Raw genomic sequence first — 17,345 nt, 5'->3', positions numbered from 1 at the left:
TCGCCGCCTTGCTGGATTCCATCATCAGTGCTTCGCCGATGACCTACTGTGGGGTGCCGGATCCTGCCGCCACGAACACGCTGGATATGCGCTGTCAGCACGAATCTCACGTCTGACCCCCAGCGCGTTCAAGGTGCCCGTTTCGGGGTAGCTGAAAGGCAACAGCGACGTTGAGACAGACCATGGGGGCGCACATGTTGGAGGCTGCTTTCCCGATACCCGCCAACGAGGGCGACCGACTCAACGTTCTCGCGGACTACAACATCATGGATTCGTTGCCGGAGCAGGCCTACGACGACTTCGCGAAGCTGGCGTCGGCGATCTGCGGCACGCCGATAGCGCTGATCACATTGCTGGACGAGCAGCGGCAATGGTTCAAAGCCAACATCGGTCTCAGCGTCGGCGAAACTCCACGTTCGCAGGCATTCTGCGCACACGCGATCATGAACCCCAACGACGTGATGACCGTCGAAGACGCAACCGCTGACGAACGCTTCGCGACCAACCCCTTGGTGACCGGAGATCCGGGCATCCGCTTCTACGCGGGGGCGCCGCTGGTGGCGCCGACCGGAGAGGCGCTCGGCACGATCTGTGTGATCGATCGGCAGCCACGAACGCTCACCGACACTCAGCGGGAAGCTCTCGAGATCCTGTCCCGCGAGATCATCGTCCAGCTGGAGTTACGCCGCAGCATTGCGACGCTGGAGCAAGCGGTGCTGGACCAGGAGAAGTACGTAGAGCTGCTGCAGGAGTATCAGCGGGACATCGAGAAGGTGCGGGTGCACCTCGAATCCCAATCGGTCACCGATGTCCTGACCGGCGTGAAGAACCGGCGCTCTTTCGACCTCACGCTGGACGAGGAATGCATTCGGGCGCAGAGTCGCGGCACCACGGTATCTCTGCTCATGATCGACGTCGATCACTTCAAGACGTTCAATGACGAGTTCGGGCATCCGTCCGGCGACGAGGTTCTGCGGGCCGTGGCGCACCTGCTGCACTCCGAACTGAGGATCTCGGATTCGCTATTCCGTTATGGCGGTGAGGAATTCGCCGTTGTGCTGCCCGAGACCACCTGCAAAGGGGCTTTCGTGCTCGGCGAAAGGTTCCGTCGCGCCGTGCAACGCGCGCCATGGCCGAAGCGGCAGATATCGATCAGCATCGGCGTCGCGGCGACCGACGCCGACACCACGTCGCCAAAGGACCTGCTGCACGCCGCGGACCGCGCGCTCTACCAAGCCAAACAGAGCGGGCGAAACCGCGTCGTCATGGCGTCGAGCGACGCCTAGTACGTCTGGCCGTTGGCGTACCGCTGCCTGCGGGGTGAAGCGTCCCCTGCCACGGTTGCGGCCCTTGTACGTCGCCAACTGCGACAGTCAACTGCCCACATTCAAGGCAAAGAATCGCGGTAGCGGTCGCCACTACCGGCGTCAGCGGTACGTGAACGGCCAGTCTTACTGATGGGAAGGCGCTGGAGAACCGACTTGAGTCCCGCCAGCATGAGGCCTCAGTGGCTCAGGCTCTAGCCTGCGCGGATTCCGATTGGGGCGACTAGCTGTGCAGATACGCTCTGACAACGAGAATCTGGAGCCCCCTATCGGGATTGAACCGATGACCTACGCATTACAAGGGCGTCGCTCTAGCCACTGAGCTAAGGGGGCATGGCAGACCTTCTGGCCTGAACCGTCTCACAGACTAGCGAACTCACTGCTCGTCGTCGTCGATGACCATCCGCTCGCTACGCACCCGTTCGGAATTGATCGTGCGCGGCGGGGTGTAACTGCGCCGGCGGCCCGGGATCGGAATGCGGTCGGCGATATTGCTCAGCGGGTTGACCACCAGACTCAACGTGGTGACCGCCTCCCGCAGCGTCTCGATGGTCGGCGCCAGCGCCTCGAGGCCCGGAGCCAACCGATTCAAAGTGTCGGCGACGTCGGCGAGCTGCTCCAAAGGTCCGTTGCGGGCCGTCAGCTTCTCGACCAGTCCGCCTTCGGCCATCAGCCGATCGGCCAGCCCTTCCTCGCCAAGGAGTCGTTCGATCAGTCCGTCCTCGTCGAGCAGCTGGTCGACCAGTCCGCCCGGCGCCAGCGACCGATCCAGCCCGCCACCCTCGGCGGTCAGCCGGTCGAGGACCCCGTCGGGCGCGGTCATCCGGTCGATCAGGCCGCCCGGGCGCATGAGCCGGTCCAGCGGACCGTCCGGAGCCAACGCCCGTCCCAGCGGGGCGTCGTCGTCGAGCAGCTGGGCGAGCTTGTTCGCCCGCGCGATGGTGTCCTCCAGGCCGAACATCTGGGCAACGGAGTTGGGCGATGGCGACACCCCGGCCTCGCCCAACGCTTGTTTGGTCAGGTCAAGGCCCGCTTTTGCGACATCGAGCCCGGTCTCGGCCGCGACCAGTCCCAGCCTCACCGGTGCGCTCGCGATGCCAGCCAAGGTCTTCGCCAGGTCCATTTCACAAGTGTAGGAGCGAGAAAAGTTTGTAACCGCAGGTATCGGCTAAACCGATGGAAAACCAACTCACAGGAATCTCACAGCGCCTAGGCAGCGTGGGTTCACCAATGTGAGAGGAAATTGTCAGCATGGCCGCACCTGTAGCACCCGAAACCAAGCCCGAGGCACGTGTCCTCGTCGTTGACGACGAGACCAACATCGTGGAACTCCTGTCGGTAAGCCTGAAATTCCAGGGCTTCGAAGTCCACACCGCATCCAGCGGCCCGGCGGCCCTCGACCGCGCTCGGGAGGTACGTCCCGACGCCGTCATCCTCGACGTGATGATGCCCGGCATGGACGGATTCGGTGTGCTGCGCCGCCTGCGCGCCGACGGCATCGACGCGCCCGCCCTCTTCCTCACTGCGCGCGACAGCCTGCAGGACAAGATCGCCGGCCTCACCCTGGGCGGCGACGACTACGTCACCAAGCCGTTCAGCCTCGAAGAGGTCGTCGCCCGGCTGCGAGTGATCTTGCGCCGCGCCGGCAAGGGCGTCGAAGAGCCGCGCAATTCGCGGCTGAGTTTTGCCGACATCGAACTCGACGAGGACACTCACGAGGTGTGGAAGGCCGGCGAACCGGTGTCGCTGTCACCCACCGAGTTCACCCTGCTGCGCTATTTCGTCATCAACGCCGGCACCGTACTGAGCAAGCCCAAGATCCTCGACCACGTGTGGCGCTATGACTTCGGTGGTGACGTCAACGTGGTCGAGTCGTACGTCTCCTACCTGCGTCGCAAGATCGACACTGGCGAGAAGCGCCTCCTGCACACCCTGCGCGGCGTCGGATACGTGCTGCGGGAGCCGCGGTAATCCGGCGCGTCGCGCCGATCGGCGCGAACAATAGAGAAATGCCCAGTGCGTACCACCGAGCCCTGCCGCTGAGAGTCGGCCTGGTGGCCGCCATGCTGCTGCTCGTTGGATGCGGTCTGCTCGCCTCCGGGATCGCCGTCACCTCGACGCTCCAGCACGACCTCGTCAACCGCGCCGACCAGACGCTGCTCGATGCCTCCCGAGGGTGGGCGCAGGCTCCGCGCCGGATGCCCCCGCCCGACGAGGAACCGAACCCGGCCCGCCCGCCGTCGAACTTCTACGTCCGTGGCGTCGACGCCGACGGCCACATCTGGATGGCCGTCAATGACCGCGACGCCGAACCGGCGCTGCCCGACGACAACGACGTAGGCCCGGTACCGGTGACCGTCGGCTCGCTGGAACACTCCCCGGTCGAGTGGCGCGCAGTGTCGGTGCGCGGCCCGGGCGGCGAGCTGACCACCGTCGCCGTCGACATGTCCGACATCCAATCCACCGTCCGCAGCCTCGCCTGGTCGCAGGTCGCGATCGGCGCTGCCGTCCTGGTGATCCTCGGCGTCGCCGGCTACTGGGTGGTGCACCGCAGCCTGCGGCCGCTGGTCGAAGTCGAGAAGACCGCCGCCGCGATCGCTGCCGGGCAGCTGGATCGCCGTGTGCCCGAACGTGATCCGCGTACCGAGGTCGGCCGGTTGTCCCTCGCGCTCAACGGCATGCTCGCTCAGATCCAGACCGCGATGGCGTCATCGGTGGACTCCGCCGAGAAGGCGCGCACCTCCGAGGAACGGATGCGGCGGTTCATCACCGACGCCAGCCATGAACTGCGGACGCCGCTGACAACCATCCGCGGATTCGCCGAGCTCTACCGGCAGGGCGCGGCCCGCGACGTCGAGATGATCATGTCCCGCATCGAAAGTGAATCCCGCCGGATGGGTCTGCTGGTCGACGATTTGCTGTTGTTGGCCCGCCTCGATGCCCAGCGCCCGCTTGAACAACGCCGGGTCGACCTGCTGGCCCTGGCCACCGACGCCGTGCACGACGCCCGCTCGATCGCCCCGAAACGCACCATCACCATGGAGGTTTTCGACGGCCCGGGTACCCCCGAGGTCATCGGCGACGAGGCCCGACTGCGCCAGGTTCTGGGCAACCTGGTGGCCAACGCGTTGCAGCACACCCCGGAGACGGCGCGGATCACGGTCCGCGTCGGCACGCTTCCCGACGACGCGGTCCTCGAGGTCGCCGACGAAGGGCCGGGCATGACGCCCGAAGACGCGCGGCGGGTGTTCGAGCGCTTCTACCGCACCGACTCGTCGCGCGCCCGCGCCAGTGGCGGCACCGGGCTGGGGTTGTCGATCGTCGACTCGCTGGTCGACGCCCACGGTGGCCGGGTCACGGTGGCGACCGCGCCCGGACAGGGCTGCTGCTTCCGGGTCAGCCTGCCGCGCATCGCCGACGTGCCGGCCCCGGTCTCCCCAGGCGTCTAGCCGAGTTCGGCCAGCGCGGCCTTGATCTTGGCCTGCGCCTGGTCGAGCGACTCCGACGACGGGTTGCGGTCGACGTTGGCAAAACCGAAGTCGGACAGATTGCGCGCCGGGAACACGTGCACGTGCAGATGTGGCACTTCCAGTCCGGCGATGATCAGCCCGGACCGCTCGGCGCCGAACGCGGCGCAGACCGCCTTACCGATCTTCTGCGACACCGCCATCACCTTGTTGAACACCGCCGGCTCGACGTCCTGCCAGTTGTCGACCTCAGCGCGCGGAACCACCAACGTGTGCCCTGGCGTCATCGGCTCGATGGTCAGGAAGGCGACGACCTCGTCGTCGGAGTAGACGAATCGTCCCGGCAGTTCGCCGCTGATGATCTTGGAGAAGACGGAGGCCATGAGCCCAAGCATATGAGTAGCCGCGCGCAGCCCGTTATGGAGCTGGCACACAGCAACTCCTCAGATGCGGCGCAGTGGTACGGCAGCTTGGGGCGCGAACATCATCGTCATGACCGACGAGCAGCGCATTGCTCCGATCGGCGTCCGGGGTCACTACATTCTCGACATCGTCATCCCGGTGCACAACGAGGAACACGACGTTGGCTCCTGCGTACGGCGGCTTCACCGGTTCCTGCTCGACGAGGTGCCGTACCGGACCCGAATCGTGGTCGCGGACAACGCAAGTACTGACGGCACTCTGGCGGTGGCGCGTCGACTGGCCGACGACCTGCCCGACGTCGAGGTGATCCATCTCGACGCCAAGGGCCGCGGCGGCGCGCTCGCCGCGGCATGGTCCTCGTCATCGGCCGAGGTGGTCGCCTACATGGATGTCGACTTGTCGACGCATCTGTCCGCGCTGATGCCCTTGGTCGCCCCGTTGGTGTCCGGGCATTCCGACATCGCCATCGGGTCCCGGCTGGCCGCCTCCTCTCGGGTCGTGCGGGGCATCAAGCGCGAAGTGGTGTCTCGCGGTTACAACCTGCTCTTGCGCGGCCTGCTCGATGCCCGCTTCTCCGACGCCCAATGCGGGTTCAAGGCGTTGCGCGCCGACGTCGCACGCCGGCTGCTGCCGCTGGTCTCCGACACCGGCTGGTTCTTCGACACCGAACTGCTGGTGCTGGCCGAGAAGGCCGGCCTGCGCATCCACGAGGTGCCGGTCGACTGGATCGACGACCCCGATTCTCGTGTCGACATCGTCGCCACCGCCGTCGAAGACCTCAAGGGCTGCTGGCGAGTGGGCCGGGCGCTGACCACCGGCTCGCTGCCCCTGCGCGATCTGCAGGCAGCGCTCGGTCGCGAGCCGCTGGTGCCCGGCGTGCCCCGCGGCATGGTCGGGCAGCTGCTGCGCTTCGGCCTGATCGGCATCGCCAGCACCATTGCCTTTGCGCTGCTGTATCTTTCGCTGCACCCGGCCTTGGGCGCCCAGGCCGCCAACCTGACCGCGCTACTGCTGACCGCGCTGGCCAACACCGCCGCCAACCGGGCGTTCACCTTCGGCATCCGCGGCCGCACCGGAGTCGCTCGCCATCACGTTCAGGGTCTGCTGATCTTCGGATTCGGGCTCGCCATCACCAGCGGCTCGCTGTATCTGCTACACCGCTTCGATCCGATGGTCGGCAGGGCTGCCGAACTGTCCGTGCTTGTGGTGGCCAACCTGCTCGCCACGCTCGTGCGATGGGTGGCGCTGCGGCGGGTGTTCGGCGCTACGCGGGTCGGCAGGATGCCGATCTACGACCTGACGGCCTAGCTCAGCCCAGCATCGCCGCGATCTCACTGACCGTCCACGGCGGTGAGTCGTGGTGATCCCGGTAATTGATGAACGCGGGGGAGGGTTTGTCGAACCGACCGACGAAACCCCCGGCGGCGATGAGGATCTGGCCGGTGACCTTGCCGGCCAGGTCGCTGACCAGGTATGCGTACAGCGGGGCGACGTACTCCGGCGGTGCGGCATCGAGCGCGCCCTGCGCGCTGACGTCGTCGAGGATGCCGCGCTGACGCAGCGATTCGATCTGCCCCTCGAAATCCGACCCGGAGGACAGCCGGGTCTTGGCGCCGGGACACACCACGTTTGCGCGCACGCCGTGCTCGGCCAGCTCTGCCGCGATGGCCATCGTCAGGCCGTTCACCGCACCCTTGCCCGCCGGATATCCGGTGCCGCCGTAATCGCCAAGGAAGGCAAAGGAACTGGTGTTGACGATCGCGCCGCGACGACGGGCCACCATCCTGGGTGCGGCCGCCCGGCAGGTCGCGAACGTGGTGCCGAGGTGGATGTCGAGCAGATCGCGGAACTCAGCGGGTGTGACGGACAGTATCGACGAGCCGGGCGGTTCGGGCGCACCCGCACAGTTGACCAATGCATCAACCGCGCCGAACTCGTTCTCGCACAACGTCATCAGCTCTTCGGCGACAGTCTCGTCGGCAGCCGAACCCGCATGCGCGACGGCCCGGCCGCCGGCCTGGGTGATGGCGGCCACCGTCGTTTCGGCAGCTGACTCGTCGCGACCGTTGACCACAACACTCGCGCCGCACTCGGCCAGCAATGCCGAAACAGCGGCACCTATGCCACGGGAACCGCCGACGACGACGGCGCCGAATCCGGCCAGTGGCCGATCACTCACTGTCGGCAGGAGCCTGACCGAACTGCATGCCGTCCATGTTCCAGTAGCCGCGCATGTTGGCGATCAGGCCGGCGTCGTTGACGTGGTAGGTGAACACGCCACGCACCGTACTTGTGATGCCACCCTCGAACTGGCTGCGCAGCACCAGGATATGGGCGACCTCGTTCGGGGAACTGGACGGAAACGTCTCTTCGCAGGTGACGCGAAGATTGTTGATCGCGATGTTCGCATCGTAGAAATCCGCGACCGCGGCCTTGCCCCGCACACCGTTTCCGTCGGGGTTGGTGATGGCCGGCCCGATCGGATCCTCGATCACGACATCGTCGGCCATCAGGGCCAGCCAGCCTTCGCGATCGTGCGACATCACGCACCGCCAGGATGCCTGCGATGCGGCCAGAGCCGGGGTCTGTTCGGTGGTCGTGGACATCGGTTCTCCTTCTATGAATTCCGGGCCGTGCCCGCGCCGGTGGGCAAGGCGGGCACGGCCCGGAAGGTCCTCCGACGACACGCGAAGATCAGCGGTCCTCGTCGGTGTAGCGGATAACGCCGCGGATGTTGCGGCCTTCGAGCATGTCCTTGTAACCGTCGTTGATCTGCTCGAGCTTGTACTGCCGGGTGACCATGTCGTCGAGATTGAGCTTGCCCGCCTTGTACATCGACAGCAGCTGCGGGATGTCATAGTGCGGGTTGCCGCCACCGAAGATGGTGCCCTGCAGGCGCTTCTGCATCAGAGTGAGCATCGCCAGGTTCAACGTGACGTCGCTGCTGGCCATGTTCGCCACAGCGGTAGCCACCACGGTGCCGCCCTTGGCGGTGATGTTCATGTAGTGGTCGATGTCCTCACCCTTGAGCTCGCCCACGGTCACGATGGTCTTGTGCGCCATCCGTCCCTGGGTGACCTCGGCGACCCCCGCCATCGCACTGAAGATGTCGGGGTAGGCGTGGGTGGCGCCGAACTTCAGCGCGTTGTCGCGCTTGAACTCGACCGGGTCGACGGCGAAGATGTTCCGCGCGCCGGCGTTGAGCGCACCCTGCAGGGCGCCGGTGCCGACGCCGCCGACGCCGACGATCACGACGTCCTCGCCGGGGCGGACGTCGCCGCTGCGGACGGCCGAGCCGTAGCCCGTCGTGACGCCGCAGCCCACCAGGCAGGCGACCTCGAACGGGATGGACGGGTCGATCTTCACTACCGAGCTCTTGTGCACCACCATGTACGGGCTGAAGGTGCCCAGCAACGTCATCGGGATGACCGGCTGACCGTTCTTGACGGCGTGGATGCGGTGCGTGCCGTCGGATACTGCGGTGCCGGCAAGCAGGCCTGCGCCCAGGTCGCAGAGGTTGCGCAACCCCTCCTGGCAGGCCGGACACTCGCCACACGACGGGATGAACGACAGCACCACGTGATCGCCGGGGGCCAGATGGTCGACGCCGGGGCCGACCTCGGTGACGATGCCGGCGCCCTCATGGCCGCCGAGCACCGGGAAGCCGGCCATCGGGATGTCGCCGGTGACCAGGTGGTGGTCGCTGTGGCACATGCCCGAAGCTTCCATCTGGATCTTGACTTCGTCCTTGACCGGGTCGCCGATCTCGATTTCCTCGATCGACCATGGTTGGTTGAACTCCCAGATGAGAGCACCTTTTGTCTTCACAGCGAACCTCCACTCGCAAAACCCGACCCCGGCGGTCTCCGGGGCGGCCGGCCACGCCGGATGGTCAATCTAGGCAAGAATTAGAACGTGTTCCTGTCCTGCTGACCATTATGACCTCCGTCACTTCGTAAGTCACTGCCGGGGGCCGATTACTTGACAGGTGTCGAGTATTCACCAGATCGGGACGGGAGCCTCACCGAGGGGGTAATAACCCGGGAGCTTCTCACCCGCGACGCTGCGCTCGATGCGCTTCTGCATGGTGGAGGTCAGATCGCCCGAGGAGATCAGCTTGACGAACGCCTTCTGCACATGGCCGAAGTCGAAGAAGTCACGCTGCCACTCGATCAGCAGATCGTCGTTCAATCGGAACCAGCTGCCGCCGATGCCATAGATCTCGTCGCGGGTGCCGTCGGACTTGTTCGCGATCTGCTTCCAGAAGCCGACGATCTCGTTCTGCTTCTCGTCGACGAGCACCTTCTGGTATTCGTAGACCCAGTTCTCCAGGCCTTCCATCTCCAGGCCGAGTGCGACGTCGCGGATCTGGTCCTTGCCGACGCACATGACGTCTTCCTTGGGCCCGATGTTCCAGCCGTAGGTGGCGTCCTCGGTGTAGAACTCGGCCAGATTCGTCCAGTCGCCTGCCGCTTCGGAGTCCTTGTTGGCCTGCAGCCAGCGCTCGACCCAGTCGTCGAGCTGTTCTCTTGACGCCATGTCAGTCCTCTTTCTCTACGATGGATAGTGCTCGGGTGGGACACATTTCGATGGCTCGTTCGACGTCGTCGCGCATCTCGTCGGGTGGCTCGGGATCGACTATCTTGACGACGCCGCGCTTGGGCACCTTGAAGACGTCGGGCGCCTCCAGTTCGCACATGGCGTGCCCCTGGCACAGGTCCTCGTCGAGTACCACGCGGTAGCAGCCCACCTCGATCAAGCCTTGACGCGCTTGCGGTAGCGGACCTTCGCCGGCCGGGCCAGCTGGACCACCATCTTGGAATGGTCGTTACGGTAGGACTCCGGCGGTTGCGCCATCTCGAACTCGTACTCGCGCAACAGAACCGAGAAGATCGCCTTTATCTGCATCTGCGCGAACGCCGCACCCACGCACCGGTGCTTGCCCGCACCGAACGGAATCCAGGTCCAGCGGTTGACGATGTCCTCCTGCCGGGGCTTCTCATACCGATCGGGGTAGAAGGCGTCCGGATCGGGGAAGTCCTCCGGGATGCGGTTGGAGATCGCCGGTGAGGCGGCGACCATCTGGCCCTTGTGGATCGGGTAACCCTCCACCTCGAACTCGTCCTGGGCGACCCGCATCAGGATGATCAGCGGCGGATGCAACCGCAGGGTCTCCTTGAGCGCGTTGTCCAGATTCGGGATCTGGCGCAGCGCATGGAAACTCACCTCTTGGCCGTCGGAGTAGAGCTCGTCGAGCTCCTGCTGAACCTTGGCGTAGAAGTCAGGGTGGCGCAGCAGTTCGATCAGGGTCCACGACGAGGTTCCCGAGCTGGTGTGGTGCCCGGCGAACATCAGCGAGATGAACATGCCGGTGATCTCGTTGGCCGTGAACCGCGGATTGCCCTCGTCGTCCTTGATCGACACCAGGACGTCGAGCATGTCGCGGTCGCTCTTGTCCTTGGGCGGGTTGGCGATCCGGCCATTCATCACTTCCTGCACCAGTTCGACCAGGCCGGCACGGGCTTCGTCGCGGATGCGGAAGCTCTCGATCGGCAGGTAGGGGTCGACGTAGCAGAGCGGGTCGGTGCCACGCTCGAGAAGGTGGTAGTAGTTCGCGAACCGGGAGTCGAGCTGGTTGCGGAACTTCACCCCGATCAGGCAGGCCGTGGAGGTGTAGATGGTGAGCTCGGCGAAGAACTCCAGCAGATCGATTTCGCCTTCCTCGCCCCAATTCTCGATCATCCGGCGCACTTCGTTCTCGATCGTGGTGGCGTGGCCCTTCATCTGCTCGCCACGCAGCGCAGTGTTGTGCAGCATCTCCGCGCGGCGCTCCGGATCGGCGTCGAACACGACGCCCTCGCCGAAGATCGGTGTCATGAACGGGTACGCCTCGGCCTGATTCAGGTCGCTGTCGCTGGACCGGAAGAAGAACTCGTTTGCCTCGGAGCCGGTAAGCAGGATCACCTGCTTGTCGGCAAGCTGGAACCAGCCGAGGTCGCCGCACTCCTCGCGGATGCGCTTCATCAGGCCGATCGGGTCGGTGCGGAACTCCTCGAGGTGGCCGTGTTCCTCTTCGCCACCCGAAACGCGCGGTACCTCTTTGGTGGCTGATGGGTTGGTCACGATGGCATTCCTTCCTCGCCCAGGGCAAGTTTCTGGCGGTCCTTGTTGTCGGCCAGCGGAGCTTCGGGCTGAAGCTCCATGTTGGCGATGAACCCGCCGCGTGGCGTCTCCGCGACGAACGTGATGGCCCGCGCGAGATCTGCTGCGCGCAGGAAGTAGTCGTGGCGGGCCTGTCCCCACTTAGCCCAATCCTCCAGTGCGGGGCCGATTTTCTCGGCGGGCAGGCTCCAGCCCATCGAGGTCTTGGTCGGGCCGGGATGCACGATCGACGCGCGAACGCCGGTGCCTTCGAGTTCCATCTGGAAGTTGTTCACCATGGCGACCAGCGCGGCCTTGGCCGCGCCGTAGGCGCCCATGTGCGGACGCTGCCGCAGCGAGACATCGGATCCCACGAAGATCAGGTCGCCGCGCTGGCGTTGCAGCATCCCGGGCAGCACCGCATTGGCCAATCGGAAAGCGCCGACCAGGTGGATCTGCAACTGCGATTCGAATTCGTCGCTGGTGATCTCGTCGAGCTTGCCGAAGTAAGTGTCGCCGGCGCCGGCCACCAGGACCTCGATGTCGCCCAGTGCATCGGTTGACTGGGCGACAAAGGATTTCACCGAGTTGGGGTCGGTGACGTCGAGGTGGAATCCGACGGCCTCACCACCGTCGGCGTTGATCTTGCCGACGATGTCGGTGAGTTTCTCGACGCGGCGTGCACCGAGGGCGACCGGGAACCCGCGTGCGGCGAGCTCAATGGCGGTCGCCTCACCGATACCGGATGAGGCGCCGGCGACGATGGCGGGCCTGCGGTCGGGAAGGGGAGCGAAACGGGGCATTCGGGAACCTTTCGGTGCGTCCTTCTAGCGAGGCTGCACTGTGATGGGCAGATGGGCGAAACCACGGACGTTGCTGGAGTGGACGCGCACCGAGTGCGCCTCATCGACTTCATAGCCGCGGATGCGTTTGAACAGTTCTTCCAAGGCAACTCGCGCCTCCATGCGGGCCAGATGCGCGCCGAGGCAGAAGTGTGCACCGCTGCCGAAGCTCTGGAGCTTGGCGCCGATGTCGCGGCCGATGAGGTAGTCGTCGGGCCTGTCGAACGCGCGCTCGTCGCGGTGGGCCGATCCCGGAAGGAGCAGGACCACGTCCCCATCGGGAATCACGGTGTCGTACAGGGTCAGCTCGCCCACCACGGTGCGGGCCAGGATCTGGCTGGAGGTGTCATAACGCAGCGTCTCTTCCACCCAGAGCGGCACCCGCGACAGGTCGGCGTAGACCTCGGACAGCTGGTCGGGGTTCTTGTGCCCCCAGAATGCGGCATTGGCAAGCAGTTTGGTGGTGGTCTCGTTGCCGGCGATGACCATCAGGAACATGAAGCCCAGTACCTCGTCGTCAGTGAGGCGATCCCCGTCGATCTCGGCCTCCAGCAGTGCTGACGTCAGGTCCTCGGTCGGATTCTTTCGCCGCTCCTCGACCATCGCCTGGTAGTAGACGATCAGGTTCAGCGACGCCTCGACCGCCTCCGGAGGAACGTCGGTGACACCCTCGTCACGGTGCATCACACCGTCGGCCCAGGCGCGCACCTGAACGCGGTCGGCTTCCGGCACCCCCATCAGTTCGGAGATGACGTCCATCGGAAGCTTGCCCGCGAACTCGTCGACGTAGTCCACCGTCTCGCCGGCGGCGGCCTTCTCCATCATGGCGTCGAGATGTTTGGTGGCGATTTCGGTGACCCGAGGCTCGAGCTCACGAATCCGCCTGGGAGTGAAGCCTTTCGAAACCAGGGTCCGCAGCCGCAAGTGGGCCGGGTCGTCCATCGCCAGGAACGACATGGTCTTGGAGGCATGCGGGCCGCGTGATGCCGGATCCAGCGAGACGCCGTACTTGTTGGACAGCGTCGTGCTGTTACGGAATCCCTGCAGTACGTCGGCGTGCCGGGAGAGCGCCCAGAACTTCAGTTCCTCGTTGTAGTACAGCGGCGCCTCGTCGCGCAGCCGCTTGTAGTACGGGTAGGGATCCTCGTGGAAGTCGTAGTTGTACGGGTCCAGCACGGTATCCGGACTCTGCACGCTCATTGATTTTCTCCCAAGATAAGGCTCACGACGTATTCCATCCGGTCGGCGACCTCGCGGTAGCTCATGGTGCCGCTGCCGGCGTGCACGAGCGCGCCGAAGTAGGTCATCTCCAGTGCGGACACGATCTTCGGATCGGCGTCCGGGCCCAGCGCCGACTTGATCCGCTTGTGGATTTCGGCACCGATACGGTCCCGCACCCGCACCACCCCGGCGTCATTGCTCAGCACTGCGGTGGTGCATGCCGCCGCGAACTCGGGTTCGTCGGCGATCACCAGGGCCAGGCTGCGCAGGGACTGTTGAACTCGGTGCAGCCGGCTGTCGTTGACGTCGGTGAAGTAGGGCACGTCGCGGACCAGGTCGAGGTAGACCTCGGCGATCAGGTGGTTCTTCGACGAGAAGTAGGTATAGGCCGTCGCCGGCGCCACTTTGGCGCGGGCCGCGACGGCGCGCACCGTGAGATCGGCGTAGGACGACTCCCGCAGCATCTCCATGCCCGCCTGCAGCACCTTGCGGAACGTCTCTTCCTGGCGGCGGTTGCGCGGCACGTCGTCACCGCTGGGGGTGACGGCTAGCACGGCATCGCTGGACACATGTCCAAGTTATCGGATCCTGGTCCCGGTAGGCAAGAGTAGGCATCGAAATGCCAGTTCAATGGGCTTCTTTGCTTGAGGTCCGTCAGGCTCTTGCACCGTGCCCGGGTCTGCCGCTATGGTGCGAATGACGGAATCTCGGACACGTGTCCAACGAAGCAGACGGGAATCGGGATGGCGATTTCGGCCGATAAGAACAGCGATCTCTTCATCGACGGGAAGCTGGTGCCGGGCGGTAACGGCAGATACCCGACGATCAATCCGGCGACCGAAGAGGTGCTGGGTACCGCCGCCGACGCCGACGCCGACGACATGAGCAGTGCCATCGACGCCGCACGGCGCGCCTTCGACACCACCGACTGGTCCACCAACACCGAGCTGCGGGTACGCGGCATCCGCCAGCTCCGCGACGCGATGAAGGAACACGTCGAGGAACTTCGCGAGATGACGATGGCCGAGGTGGGTGCCCCGCGCATGCTGACCTCGGCCGCGCAGCTGGAGGGACCGGTCGAAGACCTGTCGTTCAGCGCCGACACCGCCGAGAACTATTCGTGGCGCCAGGATCTCGGTGTTGCGGCGCCGATGGGAATCAAGACCCAGCGGACCATTGCCCGCGAGGCCGTCGGCGTCGTCGGTGCCATCACACCGTGGAACTTCCCGCACCAGATCAACCTGGCCAAGCTCGGCCCCGCGCTGGCGGCAGGCAACACCATCGTGCTCAAGCCCGCGCCCGATACCCCTTGGTGTGCAGCAGTTCTCGGCGAACTGATTGCCGAGCACACCGACATCCCGCCCGGTGTGGTCAACATCGTCACCTCGAACGACCACTCGGTGGGTGCGCTGCTGTCCAGCGACCCGCGTGTCGACATGGTGTCGTTCACCGGCTCCACGAACACCGGCCGCGCCGTGATGGCCGCCGGCGCGGCGACCATCAAGAAGGTATTCCTCGAGCTGGGCGGCAAATCGGCGTTCCTGGTGCTCGATGACGCCGATCTGGGCGGTGCGTGCTCGATGGCGGCGTTCACCGCCTCGATGCACGCCGGTCAGGGGTGCGCGATCACCACCCGTCTGGTGGTGCCGCGGGCCCGCTACGACGAAGCGGTCGAGGCGGCCGCGGCGACGATGGGCGGCATCAAGCCAGGCGACCCGACCAATCCCGGAACCATCTGCGGCCCGGTCATTTCCGAGCGTCAGCGCGACCGGGTGCAGTCCTACCTCGATCTCGCGATCACCGAAGGCGGCCGGTTCGCCTGTGGCGGTGGGCGCCCGGCCGACCGTGACACCGGGTTCTTCATCGAGCCCACGGTGATCGCCGGTCTGGACAATTCCGCTCGTGTGGCGCGCGAAGAGATCTTCGGTCCGGTGCTGACGGTGATCGCCCACGACGGTGACGACGACGCGGTCCGCATCGCCAACGATTCGCCGTACGGCTTGTCGGGCACCGTGTTCAGCAGTGATCCCGAGCGTGCGCAGGGGGTCGCGAACCGGCTGCGGGTCGGCACCGTAAACGTCAACGGCGGGGTGTGGTACTCCGCCGACGCGCCGTTCGGCGGTTACAAGCAGTCCGGCGTCGGCCGGGAGATGGGGCTGGCCGGCTTCGAGGAATACCTCGAGCTGAAAGTCATTGCCACAGCGGTCTAGCCAACTCGCGAGCGTCGAGTTGTTGCGCTCATCGAGGCGAAAGTCAACAACAACTCCACGTTCGGCGCTGAAAAGGAGAGAGCATGGGACAGTTCGACGACAAGGTGGCCATCGTCACCGGCGCGGGGGGCGGCATCGGCCAGGCCTACGCCGAGGCGCTGGCCCGCGAGGGCGCGGCCGTGGTGGTCGCCGACATCAACACCGAGGGCGCCCAGAAGGTGGCCGACGGTATCAAGGGCGAGGGCGGTAATGCGCTCGCGCTGCCGGTGGACGTCAGCGATCCGGCCTCGGCCAAGGCGATGGCGGATCAAACCCTCGCCGAGTTCGGCGGTATCGACTACCTGGTGAACAATGCCGCCATCTTCGGCGGGATGAAGCTGGACTTCCTGATCACCGTGGACTGGGACTATTACAAGAAGTTCATGAGCGTGAACCTCGACGGCGCGCTGGTCTGCACCCGAGCGGTCTACCGGAAGATGGCCAAGCGCGGCGGCGGTGCGATCATCAACCAGTCGTCGACGGCGGCGTGGCTGTACTCGAACTACTACGGCCTGGCCAAGGCCGGCGTCAACAGCCTCACCCAGCAGCTGGCCACCGAACTCGGCGGCCAGAACATCAGGATCAACGCGATCGCGCCCGGCCCGATCAACACCGAAGCCAACCGCAGCACCACGCCGCAGGAGATGGTCGCCGACATCGTCAAGGGAATTCCGTTGTCGCGCATGGGTGAAGTCGACGATCTGGTCGGGATGTGCCTATTCCTGCTGTCCGATCAGGCCAAGTGGATCACCGGCCAGATCTTCAACGTCGACGGTGGACAGATCTTCCGATGAGCGCTTGCGCGAAGAGAATAGGGCGGGGCTCATGAGCGACTCGGTCAAAGTCGGCTACATCGGGCTGGGCAACCAGGGTGCCCCGATGGCCAGGCGGCTCGCCGACTGGCCGGGAGGATTGATCGTGTTCGACGTCCGGGCCGAGGCCAAGACTCCGTTCGCCGAACTGGGTGCCGAATTGGCGGACGACGTCACTGATGTTTCAGCGGCCGATGTCATCGAAGTCACCGTGCTCAATGACGAGCAGGTGCGCGAGGTGGTGGGCCAACTCGCCAAACACGCCAAGCCCGGGACGGTCATCGCGATCCATTCCACGATCGAGCCCGCGACCGCCGGTGAGCTGGCGCAGCAGTTGCGGCCCAAGGGTATTCACATCGTCGACGCCCCGGTCAGCGGCGGTGCGGGCGCCGCCGACAAGGGCGAGTTGGCCGTCATGGTCGGCGCCGACGACGAGGCGTACGAAATCGTCAAGCCGGTGTTCAAGCGATGGGCTTCACTGGTGGTCCGCGCCGGCGAGCCGGGAGCCGGCACCCGGATGAAGATCGCCCGAAACATGCTGACCTTCATCGGCTTTACCGCTGCGTGCGAGGCGCAGCGACTCGCCGAAGCGTCTGGAATCGACATCCAGAAATTGGGGCGGGTGGTGCGGCACAGCGATGCCCAAAGCGGCGGCCCTGGTGCGATCATGTTTCGGGACGACACCACTCCTCTGCAGCCAGATCACTTCCTGTACAACATGTTCATCCACACCCGCGGCCTGGCCGAGAAAGATCTGAGGCTGGCGCTCGGCCTTGGTGAAGCCACCGGTGTCGAGCTGCCGCTGGCCGAGATCGCAATACGGGATCTGGCCGCCGGGCTCGGTGTCCCACACACAAAGGAGTGA

18 protein-coding genes, 1 tRNA gene and 1 pseudogene are annotated in these 17,345 nt (G+C 65.4%); 8 read left to right on the top strand and 12 right to left on the bottom strand.

The window, feature by feature from the left end:
• Positions 1-194 precede the first annotated feature (194 nt).
• Together AB431_RS26035 and AB431_RS31345 are read left to right on the top strand one after the other, a co-directional pair.
• On the top strand, positions 195-1,286 hold the full coding sequence (locus tag AB431_RS26035) for a sensor domain-containing diguanylate cyclase (protein ID WP_047332373.1): 1,092 nt from the start codon (positions 195-197) through the stop codon (positions 1,284-1,286).
• 64 nt (positions 1,287-1,350) lie between these two features.
• Positions 1,351-1,458: pseudogene (locus tag AB431_RS31345) on the top strand (HNH endonuclease); the annotation flags it as partial.
• Between the two features lie 124 nt (positions 1,459-1,582).
• Here AB431_RS31345 and AB431_RS26030 read toward each other — a convergent pair.
• Together AB431_RS26030 and AB431_RS26025 are read right to left on the bottom strand one after the other, a co-directional pair.
• Positions 1,583-1,658 (bottom strand) — tRNA-Thr (locus tag AB431_RS26030).
• Positions 1,659-1,701: 43 nt separating this feature from the next.
• Positions 1,702-2,448, bottom strand: a complete 747-nt coding sequence (locus tag AB431_RS26025) for a hypothetical protein (protein ID WP_047332372.1) — start codon at positions 2,446-2,448, stop codon at positions 1,702-1,704.
• Positions 2,449-2,576: 128 nt separating this feature from the next.
• On the opposite strand from AB431_RS26025, the gene AB431_RS26020 reads away from it, so the two are divergent.
• Together AB431_RS26020 and AB431_RS26015 are read left to right on the top strand one after the other, a co-directional pair.
• Complete coding sequence (locus AB431_RS26020; RefSeq protein ID WP_047332371.1) at positions 2,577-3,296, top strand: response regulator transcription factor; 720 nt, start codon at positions 2,577-2,579, stop codon at positions 3,294-3,296.
• Positions 3,297-3,334: 38 nt separating this feature from the next.
• Entirely contained in the window at positions 3,335-4,774 is a 1,440-nt protein-coding gene (locus tag AB431_RS26015; RefSeq protein ID WP_047332370.1) for a cell wall metabolism sensor histidine kinase WalK, read from the top strand.
• Here AB431_RS26015 and AB431_RS26010 read toward each other — a convergent pair.
• A complete protein-coding gene (locus AB431_RS26010; protein ID WP_047332369.1) occupies positions 4,771-5,175 on the bottom strand; it encodes an HIT family protein in 405 nt (134 codons plus the stop codon). The two genes, AB431_RS26015 and AB431_RS26010, sit on opposite strands and share 4 nt — an antisense overlap.
• A gap of 109 nt (positions 5,176-5,284) precedes the next feature.
• Here AB431_RS26010 and AB431_RS26005 point away from each other — a divergent pair, with 109 nt between their 5' ends.
• Entirely contained in the window at positions 5,285-6,523 is a 1,239-nt protein-coding gene (locus AB431_RS26005; protein WP_047332368.1) for a dolichyl-phosphate beta-glucosyltransferase, read from the top strand.
• Position 6,524: 1 nt separating this feature from the next.
• Here AB431_RS26005 and AB431_RS26000 read toward each other — a convergent pair whose 3' ends face one another.
• The 9 genes from AB431_RS26000 to AB431_RS25960 all read right to left on the bottom strand — a co-directional run bounded on the left by AB431_RS26000 (position 6,525) and on the right by AB431_RS25960 (position 13,988).
• On the bottom strand, positions 6,525-7,394 hold the full coding sequence (locus tag AB431_RS26000) for an SDR family NAD(P)-dependent oxidoreductase (protein WP_200902670.1): 870 nt from the start codon (positions 7,392-7,394) through the stop codon (positions 6,525-6,527).
• Positions 7,387-7,821 (bottom strand): nuclear transport factor 2 family protein, encoded by a 435-nt coding sequence (locus AB431_RS25995; RefSeq protein ID WP_047333815.1) that lies wholly within the window; start codon positions 7,819-7,821, stop codon positions 7,387-7,389. Before AB431_RS25995 ends, AB431_RS26000 begins: the two co-directional genes overlap by 8 nt.
• 88 nt (positions 7,822-7,909) lie before the next feature.
• Positions 7,910-9,043 (bottom strand): NDMA-dependent alcohol dehydrogenase, encoded by a 1,134-nt coding sequence (locus AB431_RS25990; protein WP_047332367.1) that lies wholly within the window; start codon positions 9,041-9,043, stop codon positions 7,910-7,912.
• Positions 9,044-9,214: 171 nt separating this feature from the next.
• Positions 9,215-9,754 (bottom strand): nuclear transport factor 2 family protein, encoded by a 540-nt coding sequence (locus tag AB431_RS25985; RefSeq protein ID WP_047332366.1) that lies wholly within the window; start codon positions 9,752-9,754, stop codon positions 9,215-9,217.
• A gap of 1 nt (position 9,755) precedes the next feature.
• Positions 9,756-9,965 (bottom strand): ferredoxin, encoded by a 210-nt coding sequence (locus AB431_RS25980; protein ID WP_047332365.1) that lies wholly within the window; start codon positions 9,963-9,965, stop codon positions 9,756-9,758.
• 5 nt (positions 9,966-9,970) lie between these two features.
• On the bottom strand, positions 9,971-11,338 hold the full coding sequence (locus AB431_RS25975) for a cytochrome P450 (RefSeq protein WP_047332364.1): 1,368 nt from the start codon (positions 11,336-11,338) through the stop codon (positions 9,971-9,973).
• Positions 11,335-12,159: an SDR family oxidoreductase gene (locus AB431_RS25970; RefSeq protein WP_047332363.1), complete on the bottom strand. Its 825-nt coding sequence runs from the start codon at positions 12,157-12,159 to the stop codon at positions 11,335-11,337. Before AB431_RS25970 ends, AB431_RS25975 begins: the two co-directional genes overlap by 4 nt.
• Before the next feature lie 24 nt (positions 12,160-12,183).
• Positions 12,184-13,398 (bottom strand): cytochrome P450, encoded by a 1,215-nt coding sequence (locus AB431_RS25965; protein WP_047332362.1) that lies wholly within the window; start codon positions 13,396-13,398, stop codon positions 12,184-12,186.
• A complete protein-coding gene (locus AB431_RS25960) occupies positions 13,395-13,988 on the bottom strand; it encodes a TetR family transcriptional regulator (RefSeq protein WP_047332361.1) in 594 nt (197 codons plus the stop codon). Before AB431_RS25960 ends, AB431_RS25965 begins: the two co-directional genes overlap by 4 nt.
• Before the next feature lie 174 nt (positions 13,989-14,162).
• Between AB431_RS25960 and AB431_RS25955 the strand changes: the two genes are divergently transcribed.
• The 3 genes from AB431_RS25955 (at position 14,163) to AB431_RS25945 (ending at position 17,345) form a co-directional block, all read left to right on the top strand.
• Positions 14,163-15,629, top strand: coding sequence for an aldehyde dehydrogenase (locus tag AB431_RS25955; RefSeq protein WP_047332360.1), 1,467 nt, complete (start codon positions 14,163-14,165; stop codon positions 15,627-15,629).
• Positions 15,630-15,712: 83 nt separating this feature from the next.
• Positions 15,713-16,462, top strand: a complete 750-nt coding sequence (locus AB431_RS25950; RefSeq protein ID WP_047332359.1) for an SDR family oxidoreductase — start codon at positions 15,713-15,715, stop codon at positions 16,460-16,462.
• Positions 16,463-16,493: 31 nt separating this feature from the next.
• Complete coding sequence (locus tag AB431_RS25945) at positions 16,494-17,345, top strand: NAD(P)-dependent oxidoreductase (RefSeq protein ID WP_047332358.1); 852 nt, start codon at positions 16,494-16,496, stop codon at positions 17,343-17,345.

This window comes from Mycobacterium sp. EPa45 (assembly GCF_001021385.1).
Taxonomy (GTDB): Bacteria; Actinomycetota; Actinomycetes; order Mycobacteriales; family Mycobacteriaceae; genus Mycobacterium.
Note: the sequence above shows the minus strand (reverse complement) of the source record. Positions and strands in the feature narration are given on the sequence as shown.

Coding starts and splice junctions, on each gene's coding strand:
- AB431_RS26035 (WP_047332373.1), top strand. CDS start 195: ATGTTGGAGGCTGCTTTCCCGATACCCGCCAACGAGGGCGACCGACTC.
- AB431_RS26025 (WP_047332372.1), bottom strand. CDS start 2,448: ATGGACCTGGCGAAGACCTTGGCTGGCATCGCGAGCGCACCGGTGAGG.
- AB431_RS26020 (WP_047332371.1), top strand. CDS start 2,577: ATGGCCGCACCTGTAGCACCCGAAACCAAGCCCGAGGCACGTGTCCTC.
- AB431_RS26015 (WP_047332370.1), top strand. CDS start 3,335: ATGCCCAGTGCGTACCACCGAGCCCTGCCGCTGAGAGTCGGCCTGGTG.
- AB431_RS26010 (WP_047332369.1), bottom strand. CDS start 5,175: ATGGCCTCCGTCTTCTCCAAGATCATCAGCGGCGAACTGCCGGGACGA.
- AB431_RS26005 (WP_047332368.1), top strand. CDS start 5,285: ATGACCGACGAGCAGCGCATTGCTCCGATCGGCGTCCGGGGTCACTAC.
- AB431_RS25995 (WP_047333815.1), bottom strand. CDS start 7,821: ATGTCCACGACCACCGAACAGACCCCGGCTCTGGCCGCATCGCAGGCA.
- AB431_RS25985 (WP_047332366.1), bottom strand. CDS start 9,754: ATGGCGTCAAGAGAACAGCTCGACGACTGGGTCGAGCGCTGGCTGCAG.
- AB431_RS25970 (WP_047332363.1), bottom strand. CDS start 12,159: ATGCCCCGTTTCGCTCCCCTTCCCGACCGCAGGCCCGCCATCGTCGCC.
- AB431_RS25965 (WP_047332362.1), bottom strand. CDS start 13,398: ATGAGCGTGCAGAGTCCGGATACCGTGCTGGACCCGTACAACTACGAC.
- AB431_RS25955 (WP_047332360.1), top strand. CDS start 14,163: ATGGCGATTTCGGCCGATAAGAACAGCGATCTCTTCATCGACGGGAAG.
- AB431_RS25950 (WP_047332359.1), top strand. CDS start 15,713: ATGGGACAGTTCGACGACAAGGTGGCCATCGTCACCGGCGCGGGGGGC.
- AB431_RS25945 (WP_047332358.1), top strand. CDS start 16,494: ATGAGCGACTCGGTCAAAGTCGGCTACATCGGGCTGGGCAACCAGGGT.